This window comes from Geomonas propionica (genome assembly GCF_016458235.1).
Taxonomy (GTDB): Bacteria; Desulfobacterota; Desulfuromonadia; order Geobacterales; family Geobacteraceae; genus Geomonas; species Geomonas propionica.
Genome location: NZ_JAEMHK010000006.1, coordinates 79,247 through 92,954, shown reverse-complemented (window position 1 = coordinate 92,954; position 13,708 = coordinate 79,247). Strand labels below are relative to the sequence as shown.

Genomic DNA, 13,708 nt, shown 5'->3' with positions numbered 1-13,708 from the left:
AGGACGAAGCAGTGGTCCACCGCGCCTTGACAGGCAAAACCCAATCCCTCGGCACCAGGTTGCTCCGCCTTACCCCGGCCCTCCCCGGCACAATCCTCCTGGCCTTTTTCCTGCTGCTGGTCCCGCTGTGCCTCCACGCGCGCGCCGATTTCATCCCCGACCCGGCGCACCAGGGGACGCCCGCCACCGTCGTGGTCGGCGGCGACCGCGCCTATCCACCCTACGAGTTCATCGATAAAGACGGCAATCCCGCCGGCTACAACGTCGACCTGACCCGCGCCATCGCCGAGGTGATGGGGATGAAGGTTCGCTTCGTCTTCGGCAACTGGTCCGAGGTGCGCGCCGGCCTGCAAAACGGCAGCGTCGACATCCTGCAGGGGCTCTCCTACTCGGCGCAACGGCTGAACACGGTCGAGTTTTCGCCGCCGCACACCATCGTGCACCATGCCATCTTTGCCCGGCGCGACACTAAGCCGGTGAAAAGCCTGGAGGAGCTGCGCGGCAAGAAGGTGCTGGTCTTCCAGGACGGCATCATGCACGAGCGGTTGAAGCAGATGGGGTTCGCCAAGGACCTGGTGCTTACCCCGACGCCGGCCGAGGCGCTGCGGCTGCTCGCCTCCGGTCAGGGGGACTACGCGGTGGTGGCGCAACTGCCGGGTATCTACCTGATCCGCGAGCTGCACCTCTCCAACCTGGTGCCGGTGGCGAAGGCCGTGGTGAGCGAGCAGTACTGCTACGCGGTGGAGCGCGGCGACAAGGAACTCCTGGCCCGCTTCAACGAGGGGCTTGCCATCGTCATCAAGACCGGGCAGTACGCCCAGATCTACAACCGCTGGCTCGGCGTGAACGACCCCCCGCGGGTGACCCGGGAACTCGCCCTCAAATACGGCGCCATGATCCTCGCGCCCCTGCTCATCATCCTGGCTGCGATCGCGCTCTGGTCCAAGACCCTGCACAAGCGGGTGGCGGAGCGGACCACGGCGCTGGCCCAGGAGGTCGCCGAGCGCAACAAGGCCCTGGAGGCGTTGAAGCGCCACCAGGACAAGCTGATCCAGGCCGACAAGATGACCTCGCTGGGGACCCTGGTCTCCGGCGTGGCCCACGAGATCAACAACCCCAACGGCCTGCTCCTCTTGGACATCCCGGTGCTGAAGCGGGTGCATGACGACGCGGAGGAGATCCTCGAGGAACATTACCGGGAGCGCGGCGACTTCATGCTGGGCGGGGTGCCTTACTCGGAGATGCGCGAAGAGATCCCGCGCATCCTGGACGAGATGCAGGACGGGGCGCAGCGCATCAAGCGCATCGTCAACGATTTAAAGGATTTCGCCCGCAAGGACATGGGGCAGAAATCGCTCATCGACCTGGACGCTGTGGCACGTACGGCGCTCCGCCTTGTGGACCCCACTATCCGCTCCTCCACCAGCCACTTCCAGACCGCCTTCCACGGCTCGCTGCCACCGATCCTGGGCAACGCCCAGCGCATCGAGCAGGTCATCGTCAACCTGGTCCTGAACGCCTGCCAGGCGCTTCCCAACCGCGAGTGCGGGGTGTTCGTGGGCAGCAGCTATGACCCGGCCCGGGGACAGGTGCAGCTCCAGGTCACCGACCAGGGTATCGGGGTGGCCCAAGAACACCTCCCGTACCTGCTCGACCCCTTCTTCACCACCAAGCGGGACAGCGGCGGCACCGGTCTCGGGCTTTCCGTTTCCTCCGGGATCGTCGAGGATCACGGCGGCTCGCTGCAGTTTCAGTCCACCCCGGGGGCGGGCACCACGGTGACCCTTTCCTTCCCCGTCCCCGACAGGAGTTCGGCACCATGAAAAAGACCCTCTACCCCGGCTTCGGCATCCTCTTGGTAGACGACGAGCCCGCCTGGCTCAAGTCGTTCGCCCTCACCCTGAAGAGCTGCGCCGGGATCAACAACATCGTCACCTGCCAGGAGAGCCGTGAGGTGATGGGGCTTCTCGACCAGGGGGGCATCGGCCTGGTGCTCTTGGATCTGACCATGCCGCAGCCCTGCGGCGAGACGCTGTTGCAGCAGATCGGGGAGAGCCACCCCGAGATCATGGCCATCGTCGTGAGCGGCATGAACCAGTTGGAAACCGCGGTGCGCTGCATGAAGCTGGGCGCCTTCGACTACATCGTCAAGACCGACGAGGAGGACCGCCTGGTGAGCGGGGTGCTGCGCGCTGTGCGCATCCTGGAACTGCAGCAGGAATTCCGCACCATGTCGGACCGGATGCTGTCGCGCGAGCTGAAGCATCCCGAGGCCTTCGTCGACATCGTCACGGCGGACGCGCGCATGCACGACCTGTTCAACTACGTGGAGGCGGTTTCCCCCAGCCACCAGCCGCTTTTGATCACTGGGGAGAGCGGCGTCGGCAAGGAGCTGGTTGCCCGCGCCGTGCACAACCTGAGCGGCTGCTCCGGCCCCTTGGTGGCCGTGAACGTTGCCGGGCTGGACGACACAGTGTTTGCCGATACCCTTTTCGGTCACGTGCGCGGCGCCTACACCGGCGCGGACCAGGCACGCCCCGGCATGATCGAGCAGGCGGGAAACGGCACGCTGTTTCTGGACGAGATCGGCGATCTCAGCATCGCTTCGCAGGTAAAACTCCTGAGGCTATTGCAGGAGGGGGAATATTTCCCGCTTGGCGGCGACCGCCCCAAGAGGATGAACGCCCGCATCGTGGTGGCGACGCACCGCGACTTGGCCGCACGGGAGGCGGCGGGGCAATTCCGGCGTGACCTCTACTACCGCCTATGCACGCATCGCATCAACATCCCGCCGCTCAGGGAAAGGCCCGGTGACATCCCGCTCCTGCTCGACTACTTCCTTAAGGAGGCGGCGAAGTCGTTGGGAAAGAAGAAGCCGACCCCTCCCAAGGAACTGGCGCAGGTGCTCGCCACCTACAGCTTCCCCGGTAACGTGCGCGAACTGCGCGGCATGGTCTACAACGCGGTCAGTCTGCACAAGGAACGTATCCTTTCTATGGACAGTTTCCTCAAGGCGATCGGGCAAAGCCGGGACACGGCGCCCCTCGCCTCCCAAACTCAAAACCCGTTTGCGGCTTTCGAGCGGCTCCCCACCTTTGTCGAGGCCGCCGAGCTGCTGGTGGAGGAGGCGATCAGCCGCGCCAACGGCGTACAGGCCATAGCGGCGCGACTTCTGGGCATCTCCGCGCCCGCACTCAACAAGCGTCTCAAGATGTCCCGCAAGTAATAAGTGCAGCGGGGAGAGTCGCTCTCCCCGCCAAAGCCGCAGTAAATTATTTTCGTCTTTTATCCCCTCAATCCCATCCCCAGACGCGCCAGTCGCCGCTCCAAAAGGGTAATGGTGTTAACCTTGGTTAACTGCTTAACCGTGGTTAAGGCCCTTATCTCTCCGTAATTAAACCGCTTTTTCGATTGCAACAGCTAAGGTGTTTTCTTTGGTTAATGCCTTTCGTTGTTTTGCTCCTGTGTAAAACATTATTTTTCGACGTGTATCCGGATAGTTACATCCGTATACAGGCTTTGGTATTCGTCTTGCTGATATGAAGTGTCAAACAATGTTATCGGCTACACGCCTTTGTCGGATCTTATACAGGTTCAAGATGAGCCACCAAAAAGGAGAGACCATGAAAACGAAGAAGTTCTACCAGGTTCTGTACTTCCAGGTGCTGTTTGCGATATCCATCGGTATCGCGCTGGGCTACTACCTGCCCGACACCGGTGCGGCCATGAAGCCCTTGGGCGACGGCTTCATCAAGATGATCAAGATGATCATCACCCCGGTCATCTTCTGTACCGTGGTCACTGGCATCGCCGGCATGGACGACATGAAGAAGGTGGGACGCGTCGGCGGCAAGGCGATGCTCTACTTCGAACTGGTCTCCACTCTGGCCCTGGGCATTGGCCTGCTGGTGATCAACGTGATCCAGCCGGGCGTTGGCATGAACGCCGACGTCACCAAGCTGGACACCAAGGGGCTCGCCACCTACACCGCGACCGCCGCCAAGTCGCACAGCTTCGCCGATTTCGCCCTGAGCATCATCCCGACCAGCGTGGTCGACGCGTTCGCCAAGGGTGAGATCCTCCAGGTGCTTTTCTTCGCCATATTGTTCGGTCTGGCACTGGCCGCCCTTGGCGAGAGGGGCAAGCCCATCTACAAGTTCATCGATGACGTCTCCCACGCCCTCTTCGGGGTGGTCAACCTGATCATGAAGTTCGCTCCCATCGGCGCCTTCGGCGCCATGGCCTTCACCATCGGCAAGTTCGGTCTGGGCTCGTTGGCCAAGCTGGGCATGCTGATGGGGAGCTTCTACCTCACCTGCCTGCTCTTTATCTTCGTGGTGCTCGGCACCATCGCTAAGATCTGCGGCTTCAACATCTTCAAGTTCATCTCCTACATCAAGGAAGAACTCCTGATCGTACTGGGGACCTCCTCCTCCGAGTCCGCCCTGCCGCGCATGATGGCGAAGCTCGAGAACCTGGGCTGCACCAAGTCCGTGGTGGGCCTGGTCATCCCGACCGGCTATTCCTTCAATCTGGACGGCACCTCCATCTACCTGACCATGGCCGCCATCTTCGTGGCGCAGGCCACCAACACGCCGCTTACCATGACCCAGACCATCACCATCCTGGGCGTGCTCATGCTGACTTCCAAGGGTGCCGCCGGCGTCACCGGCAGCGGCTTCGTGACCCTGGCCGCGACCTTCGCCGCCATCCCCACCATCCCGGTGGCGGGCCTGGCACTGATCCTCGGCATCGACCGCTTCATGTCCGAGGCGCGCGCTCTCACCAACCTGGTCGGCAACGGCGTAGCCACCGTGGTGGTCTCCCGCTGGGAGAACGAACTCGACATGGACCGCATGCATCGCGTGCTGAATCAGCAGGAGATCGAAGAAGAGCCCGAGATGGGGCTTTTGGAGCCGGAGCCGGAAGAGGCATAATTTTGCATGCGGGGGCGGCCGGTCCGCCCCCCGCCACATTTTGGCCCCGACAGGGGCTATTGAGAGAGGGCTAGCACGTGGTTGCTGCTGCCCTCTTTTTTTGAACCAAAATTAGCTGGAACAGGAGGATTGCATAGATGAGCAAGAAACTGGGAGCACTTGACTACCACTGTAACGGTAGGAAAGGGAAGATCGAAGTCATCGCCACCAAGCCGTGTCAGACCGCGGCCGACCTGTCGCTTGCCTATTCGCCGGGTGTCGCCGAACCCTGCCTCGCCATCCAGCAGAACCCCGACGACGCCTACAAGTACACCGCCAAAGGGAACCTGGTGGCCGTCGTTTCCAACGGCACCGCGGTCCTTGGGCTTGGCAACCTGGGCGCGCTTGCCGGCAAACCGGTCATGGAGGGTAAAGGGGTCCTCTTCAAGCGCTTCGCCGACATCGATGTCTTCGACATCGAGCTGGACACCGAGAACCCGGACGAGATCATCAAGGCCTGCCAACTCCTGGAGCCGACCTTCGGCGGCATCAACCTGGAGGACATCAAGGCGCCCGAGTGCTTCTATATCGAGGAAGAGCTGAAAAAGACCATGAAGATCCCGGTCTTCCACGACGATCAGCACGGCACCGCCATCATTTCGTCGGCCGCCCTTTTGAACGCGCTGCAGCTCGTGGGCAAGAAGATCGAGGACATCAGGATCGTCGTCAACGGCGCCGGCGCCTCGGCCAACTCCTGCGCCAAGCTCGCCATCGCGCTGGGCGTGAAGCCGAACAACATGATCATGTGCGACACCAAGGGGGTCATCTACAAGGGCAGAGTGGAGGGGATGAACAAGTACAAGGAGCTGTTCGCCGCCGACACCCCGTTCCGCACCCTGGAGGAGGCGGCCAACGGCGCCGACGTCCTCTTCGGCCTCTCGGTGAAGGGTGCCTTCACCCCGCAGATGGTGCGCTCCATGGCGCCCAACCCGATCATCTTCGCCATGGCGAACCCCGACGCGGAGATCACCCCGGAGGAGGCGCACGCGGTGCGCGGGGACGTGATCATCGCCACCGGCAGGAGCGACTATCCCAACCAGGTGAACAACGTGCTCGGCTTCCCCTTCATCTTCCGCGGGGCACTCGACGTGCGCGCCACCGCCATTAACGAGGAGATGAAGCTCGCCGCGGTGCACGCCCTGGCGCGACTTGCCCAGGAGGAGGTGCCCGACTCGGTCTCCAAGGCCTACGGCAACGAGAAGTTCTCCTTCGGCCCGAACTACATCATCCCCAAGCCGTTCGATCCGCGCGTCCTTTTGCACGTGGCGCCGGCCATCGCCCAAGCCGCCATGGACAGCGGCGTCGCGCGTCAGCCTATCGAGGACATGGCGAAGTACATCGAGCAGTTGGAATGTTCGCAGGGGCGCTCCAAGGAGATCATGCGCAGCATCATCAACAAGGCGAAGAGCGACCCGAAAAAGGTAGTCTTCCCCGAAGGTGACAACGAGAAGATCCTGCGCGCGGCGCAGATCATCGTGGAAGAGGGGATCGCCCACCCCATCCTCGTGGGCGACCGCAAGAAGATCCTGCAGAAGATGGATGACCTGAACCTCGACCTCGAGGTTCCCATCGTCGACCCGACCGAGAGCGAGTATACCGAGGAGTACGCGCAGGAGCTGTACCGCCTGCGCCAGAGAAAGGGGATCACCAGCTCCGAGGCCAGCCGCATCATGCGCCGCAAGTCCCGCACCCACTTCGGCACCATGATGGTGCACAAGGGGCACGCCGACGCACTCCTGGGCGGCATCGACACCCACTATCCCGAAACCATCCGCCCGGCGCTGGAAGTGCTCGGCAAGCAAGCGGGGCTCTCCAGCGTGCACGGCCTGTACATGATGGTGTTCAAGAAGGGGGTCTACTTCCTGGCCGATACCACCGTCACCATCGACCCGACTGCGGAAGAGCTGGCCGAAACCGCCATCCTCGCCGCCGAAAAGGTTGCCATGCTCGACGTGGAGCCGAGGATCGCCATGCTCTCCTTCTCCAACTTCGGCTCGGTGGAGCACCCGCAGGCGAGCAAGGTAAAGCGCGCCGTGGAACTGGTCAAGGAGCGGGCCCCGCACCTTATCGTCGAGGGTGAGATGCAGGCTGATACCGCCTTGGTGCCGGAACTTCTGGATGGCTTCACCTTCTCAAAGCTGAAGACCCCGGCCAACGTGCTCATCTTCCCGGACCTCAATTCCGGCAACATCTGCTATAAGCTGCTGCGCCGCCTGGGGGGCGCCGAATCCATCGGCCCCATCCTGATGGGAATGAACAAGCCGGTGCACGTGCTGCAGCGCGGTGACGATGTGAACGACATCGTCAACATGGCCGCCCTTGCCGTCGTGGACGCCCAAAACCCGTAACCGTCGCTTGGTCAGAACCGATCCCCCCTTCCCCTCTGTCGAGGTGGGAGGGGGGATTTTTTTGTGCCGGCGGTTCGATTCGTTTACGGAGTGTTTTATTTTGGACTTTTGTCGTTTGTCTCTCATTTGGCCTCCTGATATTGCCGTATTACCATGTAACCAAATAACGTTGCCGGCTCCGTTTTACTGGGACGGCCTCGACTTTCCCGGCTCGATTGGTTGCTTAGTAATTACGAGTAAATATGTGTAATTCAAACATTCGTTCGGTGTTTCTCGGGTGACCTGTCAATCTCACTGCCGGTCTGGATTGGTGCAGAATTTTGGTATGACCAATTATTTTGTGGAAATATTATAAAAGTGTTTGCCAAAAAACTATCATGGGAGTATATGAGTGTGGTGCGGCGTTGACCCCCGGATTTAGGCCAAAATAAAACAAGAACAGGTTAATGTTGTACGCTTGGCAGTTTTACTAAAACAGAGGCTTTAAGGAGGGAAAATGAACGTCCACGAGTACCAGGCCAAAGCGATTCTGAGAAAATTCGGCGTGCCGGTCCCCGACGGCCACGTCTGCTACAACGGCGCCAGCGCCAGGGAATGGGCCAAGCGTTTGGGCGAGGGGCCCTGGGTGGTGAAAGCGCAGATCCACGCCGGCGGGCGCGGCAAGGGGGGCGGCGTCAAGCTCGCCAAGACCTCCAGCGAAGTGCAGATGATCGCCCGCGATATGCTGGGCATGACGCTGAGGACGCATCAGACCGGGCCGGAAGGGAAGGTGGTGCACCGGGTGCTGGTGGAAAACGGCTGCAACATCGCCAACGAGCTCTACGTTAGTTTCCTGGTCGATCGCGGCACCTCCCGCGTCACCGTGATGGCTTCCACCGAAGGCGGCATGGACATCGAGGAGGTGGCGGCCAACACGCCTGAGAAGATCGTCACCGAGGCGGTGGATCCTTTGGTCGGCCTCACCCTGTTCCAGTGCCGCAAGATCGCCTTCGCCCTGGGGCTCAAAGGAAAGTTGACCAACAAGGCGGTCAAGGTTCTCACCAACCTCTACGCCACCTTCATCGCCTGCGACTGCTCCCTCTTGGAGATCAACCCGCTGGTGGTCACCGCCGAGGGTGACCTGCTTGCCCTGGACGCCAAGTTCGGTTTCGACGACAACGCCCTCTTCCGGCACCTGCAGATCGGCGACATGCGCGACTTTGACGAGGAGGACCCGAACGAAATCGAGGCCTCCCAGCACGACCTCTCCTACATCTCGCTTAACGGCAACATCGGCTGCCTGGTGAACGGCGCCGGCCTCGCCATGGCCACCATGGACATCATCAAGCACTACGGCGGCGACCCGGCCAACTTCCTGGACGTCGGCGGTGGGGCCACCATCGAGCGCGTCACCGAGGCCTTCAAGATCATCCTCTCGGACAAGAACGTGAAGGGGATCCTGGTCAACATCTTCGGCGGCATCATGAAGTGCGACGTGATCGCAACCGGCGTCATCGAGGCCGCGCACCAGGTCGGCATCCAGGTGCCGCTGGTGGTGCGCCTGGAGGGGACCAACGTGGAGTTGGGCAAGAAGCTTCTGGCCGAAAGCGGCCTCAACATAGTAGCCGCCGACGGCATGGCCGACGGAGCGCAGAAAATCGTGGCCGCCGTTGCGGCTGCCGCCTAGGGGGACGCCATGAGCATATTGATAGGCAAGGAGACCAGGGTCATCACGCAGGGGATCACCGGCGCGACCGGCCTGTTCCACGCACAGGGCGCCCGGGAGTACGGCACGCAGATGGTGGGCGGGGTGACCCCCGGCAAGGGGGGCTCGGTGATCGACGGCTTCCCGGTGTACGACACCGTGGCCGAGGCGGTGCAGGCGACCGGCGCCACCGCGAGCGTCATCTACGTCCCGCCGCCGTTTGCCGCCGACTCCATCATGGAGGCGGTGGACGCCGGCGTTGAGTTGGTCTGCTGCATCACCGAGGGGATCCCGGTCCTCGACATGGTCAAGGTGAAACAGTACCTGGTCGGCAAAAAGACCCGGCTGGTCGGCCCCAACTGCCCCGGCGTGATCACCCCCGGGGAGTGCAAGATCGGCATCATGCCCGGCTACATCCACAAGCCCGGCAAGATCGGCGTCGTTTCCCGCTCCGGCACGCTTACCTACGAGGCGGTCTGGCAGTTGACCAGCATCGGCCTCGGGCAGTCCACCTGCGTCGGCATCGGCGGGGACCCGGTGAACGGCACCAGCCACATCGACTGCCTGCGCCTCTTCGAGGAGGATCCGGACACCGAGGCGGTGATCATGATCGGCGAGATCGGCGGCAGCGCCGAGGAGGAGGCCGCCCGCTTCGTCAAGGAGAACATGACCAAGCCGGTAGCGGCCTACATCGCAGGGGTCACCGCCCCTCCGGGCAAGAGGATGGGGCACGCCGGCGCCATCATCTCCGGCGGCAAGGGGACTGCGACCGAGAAGGTGGCGGTGCTGAAGGAGTGCGGCATCAGCGTCGCGGCGACCCCCGCCGAGATGGCGCAGGCGCTGCTCAAGGTCTACAAACCGTAACAACGTAAAAGTGCCACGAGGATGTGGCGGCGGAGAACGACATGAAAAAGAAAGATAACGCACGCTATCACGTGCTCTCGGTGCGGGTGAGCCGCGAGGAACGCGAAACCATCGAGAAGATATCCAAAGAAGTCAACATGAAGGTGTCCGACCTGATGCGGGAGGCCCTGCAGGACATGGTCCCCTGGCAAGCCGCGCCCTAGCCGGGCGGCGGGAAAGAATCGACTGCATAAGAGTATAGAGGAGCGAGAGCATGAGCAGAAAGATGGTAACCATAGACGGCAACACCGCGGCGGCCCACGTGGCTCACGCCACCAACGAGGTGATCGCGATCTACCCGATCACCCCTTCCTCGGTGATGGGGGAGATCTCGGACGCGAAGAGCGCGGCGGGGGAGAAAAACATCTGGGGCACGGTGCCGCTGGTTTCCGAGCTGCAGTCCGAGGGGGGAGCCGCCGGGGCGGTGCACGGCGCGCTGCAGGCGGGCGCGCTGACCACCACCTTCACGGCGAGCCAGGGGCTTTTGCTGATGATCCCCAACATGTACAAGATCGCCGGCGAGCTCACCTCCACCGTGTTCCACGTCTCGGCGCGCGCCATCGCCACCCAGGCCCTGTCCATCTTCGGCGACCATTCCGATGTGATGTCCTGCCGCGCCACCGGCTGGGCCATGCTCTGTTCCAACAACGTGCAGGAGGTGATGGACTTTGCCCTGATCGCCCAGGCGGCCACCCTGCGCTCGCGCATCCCGTTCCTGCATTTCTTCGACGGCTTCCGCACCTCGCACGAGGTGCAGAAGGTGGAGGCGCTCTCCCGTGACGACATGCGCGCCATGATCGACAACGAGCTGGTCAACGCGCACCGTGCCCGCTGCCTCACGCCGGACCGGCCGGTGCTGCGCGGCAGCGCCCAGAACCCCGACGTCTACTTCCAGGGGCGCGAGACGGTGAACCGCTTCTATCCCGCCACCATCGGTATCGTCGAGAAGGAGATGGAGAAGTTCGCGGCGCTGACCGGGCGCACGTATAGTGTCGTCGAATATGCCGGCGCGCCTGACGCCGAGCGGGTGGTGGTGATCATGGGTTCCGGCGCCGACACCGTGCAGGAGACCGTGGCGACCCTGAGCGCGCAGGGGGAAAAGGTGGGGGTGGTGAAAATCCACCTGTACCGTCCCTTCCCGCTCGAGGCCTTCGTCAAGGCGCTCCCTGCCACGGTGCGCCGTATCGCGGTGCTCGACCGCACCAAGGAGCCGGGTGCCCTGGGCGAGCCGCTCTACCTCGACGTGCGCACCGCCATCGGCGAGGGGATGGCCGCCGGCATCAGCAACTTCGTCGGCTATCCGGTCATCGTCGGCGGGCGCTACGGTCTGGGATCCAAGGAGTTCACTCCGGCCATGGTCAAGGCGGTATTCGACAACCTGAATGAGGACCAGCCCAAGAGCAACTTCGCGGTCGGCATCAAGGACGACGTCACCGGCGCGAGCCTCGACTACGACAGCTCCTTTAGGACCGCGATGGAGGGGACCTACGAGGCGATGTTCTTTGGCCTCGGCTCGGACGGCACCGTGGGGGCCAACAAGAACTCAATCAAGATCATCGGCGAGGCGACCGACAACTACGCCCAGGCCTACTTCGTCTACGACTCCAAGAAGGCCGGGACCATCACCACCTCGCACCTGCGCTTCGGCAAGAAGCCGATCAACGCGCCGTACCTGATCGACAACGCCGACTTCGTCGCCTGCCACAACTTCACCTTCCTGGAGAAGTACGACATGCTGGGCAAGGCGAAGCCGGGGGCCACCTTCCTGCTCTGTTCCCCGTTCGATCACCAGGAAGTCTGGGACAAGATGCCGGTCGAGGTGCAAAAGCAGATCATCGACAAGAAGCTCAAGGTCTACACCATCAACGCCATCAAGCTTGCCGAGGAACTGGGCTTGGGCGCCCGCATCAACGTCATCATGCAAACCGCCTTCTTCAAGATCTCCGGCATCATCCCGCTCGAGAGCGCGATCGCCGAGATCAAGGGGGCCATCAAGAAGAGCTACGGCAAGGCGGGCGAGAAGGTGGTGGCCATGAACAACGCCGCCGTCGACCAGGCGCTGGTGCACATCCATGAGGTGGCCGTCCCCGCGGCCCCCGGAAGCTCGATCACCATGCCCCCGCCGGTGGGGCCGGGCGCGCCGCACTTCGTCAAGGAAGTTACCGGGCGCATCATCGCGGGCTTCGGTGACGACCTCCCGGTCTCCGCCATGCCCATCGACGGCACCTTCCCGACCGCGACCTCGCAGTACGAGAAACGCAACATCGCGGTGGAGATCCCGGTGTGGGACGAGAAACTCTGCATCCAGTGCGCCATCTGTTCCTTCGTCTGCCCGCACGCCGCGATCCGTGTCAAGGCCTACCCGGCCGAGGCACTGGCCGGCGCCCCGGCGGGGTTCAAGTGCGCCGGGTCCAAGATCCCGGAGCTTAAGGAGCACAAGGTGACCTTCCAGGTCGCCCCCGAAGACTGCACCGGCTGCGGCGCTTGCGCCCACAACTGCCCGGCCAAGGACAAGGAGAACCCGGCGCATAAGGCGCTGGACATGCAGTTCCAGCCCCCCCTGCGCGCTGCCGAGGCGGCCAACTACCACTTCTTCCTGGGGCTTCCCGACCTCGACCCCGCCTTGGTGAAACTGGACACCCTGCGCGGCAGCCAACTGGTGCGCCCCCTGTTCGAGTACTCGGGCGCCTGCGCCGGCTGCGGTGAGACACCGTACCTGAAACTTCTCTCCCAGCTCTTCGGTGACCGGGCTCTCATCGCCAACGCCACCGGCTGCACCTCGATCTACGGCGGCAACCTCCCCACTACGCCGTGGGCGAAGCGGGCCGACGGGCGTGGCCCGGCCTGGTCCAACTCGCTCTTCGAGGACAACGCCGAGTTCGGCTACGGCATGCGGCTCGCCGTCGACAAGTTCAGCGAAGCGGCAGGGGAGCTCTTGGAGCAACTCGTGGAGTGCGGCTGCGGCAGTTGCGCCCCGATCGCGCCGCTGATGAGGGAGATCCTGGATGCCGACCAGTCGGGTCAGGCCGCCATCGAGGCTCAGCGCGCCAGGGTGGCCCAGCTCAAGGAGGCGCTTGCCGGCTGCGACGAGGAGGCTGCGGCGCAACTACTCCCCATTGCGGACTACCTGGTGCAGAAGTCGGTCTGGTGCGTGGGGGGGGACGGCTGGGCCTACGACATCGGCTACGGCGGTCTGGACCACGTCATCGCCTCCGGGAAGAACGTGAACATCCTGGTGCTCGACACCGAGGTCTACTCCAACACCGGCGGCCAGGCCTCCAAGTCGACCCCGATCGGCGCGGTGGCGCAGTTCGCCGCCGGCGGCAAGACCATGGCCAAGAAGGACTTGGGCATGATGGCCATGGCTTACGGCCACGTCTACGTGGCGGCGGTGTCGCTCGCCAATCCGGGCCAGGTGGTCAAGGCCTTCATCGAGGCCGAGGCCTACGACGGCCCCTCGCTGATCATCGCCTACGCGCACTGCATCGCGCACGGCATCGACATGACCCGCGGCGTGGACGAGCAGAAAAAGGCGGTTTCCTCCGGCTATTGGCCGCTGTACCGGTACAACCCGGCGCTCGCCGCGCAGGGGAAGAACCCGCTGCAACTGGACAGCAAGGCCCCCACCACCACCTTCGAGGAATACGCCGGAGGCGAGAACCGCTACAAGGTGCTCAGAAAGGTGAACCCCGAGGCGGCGGACCGGTTGATGGAAAAGGCAAGCGCCTGGGCTGCGGACCGGTTCGACTACTACACCAAGCTGGCGGCGCTGAACTTTGGCGACGACGGCAAATAGT

The 13,708-nt window shown here is 63.1% G+C and carries 8 protein-coding genes; all 8 read left to right on the top strand.

From position 1 onward, the window contains the following. The first annotated feature begins 26 nt into the window (after positions 1-26). The 8 genes from JFN90_RS09595 to nifJ all read left to right on the top strand — a co-directional run bounded on the left by JFN90_RS09595 (position 27) and on the right by nifJ (position 13,707). On the top strand, positions 27-1,823 hold the full coding sequence (locus JFN90_RS09595) for a transporter substrate-binding domain-containing protein (protein ID WP_215906751.1): 1,797 nt from the start codon (positions 27-29) through the stop codon (positions 1,821-1,823). After that, a complete protein-coding gene (locus JFN90_RS09590; protein ID WP_199394897.1) occupies positions 1,820-3,226 on the top strand; it encodes a sigma-54-dependent transcriptional regulator in 1,407 nt (468 codons plus the stop codon). Before JFN90_RS09595 ends, JFN90_RS09590 begins: the two co-directional genes overlap by 4 nt. 397 nt (positions 3,227-3,623) lie before the next feature. Then, entirely contained in the window at positions 3,624-4,937 is a 1,314-nt protein-coding gene (locus tag JFN90_RS09585; protein WP_199394896.1) for a dicarboxylate/amino acid:cation symporter, read from the top strand. 137 nt (positions 4,938-5,074) lie between these two features. Continuing rightward, positions 5,075-7,324, top strand: coding sequence for an NADP-dependent malic enzyme (locus JFN90_RS09580; protein WP_199394895.1), 2,250 nt, complete (start codon positions 5,075-5,077; stop codon positions 7,322-7,324). Positions 7,325-7,820: 496 nt separating this feature from the next. Then, complete coding sequence (sucC, locus tag JFN90_RS09575; protein ID WP_199394894.1) at positions 7,821-8,990, top strand: ADP-forming succinate--CoA ligase subunit beta; 1,170 nt, start codon at positions 7,821-7,823, stop codon at positions 8,988-8,990. A 9-nt stretch (positions 8,991-8,999) separates the two neighbouring features. Further along, a complete protein-coding gene (gene sucD / locus JFN90_RS09570; RefSeq protein ID WP_199394893.1) occupies positions 9,000-9,872 on the top strand; it encodes a succinate--CoA ligase subunit alpha in 873 nt (290 codons plus the stop codon). 41 nt (positions 9,873-9,913) lie between these two features. Further along, positions 9,914-10,075, top strand: coding sequence for a DUF6290 family protein (locus JFN90_RS09565; RefSeq protein WP_199394892.1), 162 nt, complete (start codon positions 9,914-9,916; stop codon positions 10,073-10,075). A 50-nt stretch (positions 10,076-10,125) separates the two neighbouring features. Next, positions 10,126-13,707 (top strand): pyruvate:ferredoxin (flavodoxin) oxidoreductase, encoded by a 3,582-nt coding sequence (gene nifJ, locus JFN90_RS09560; RefSeq protein WP_199394891.1) that lies wholly within the window; start codon positions 10,126-10,128, stop codon positions 13,705-13,707. The last annotated feature ends 1 nt before the right edge of the window (position 13,708 follow it).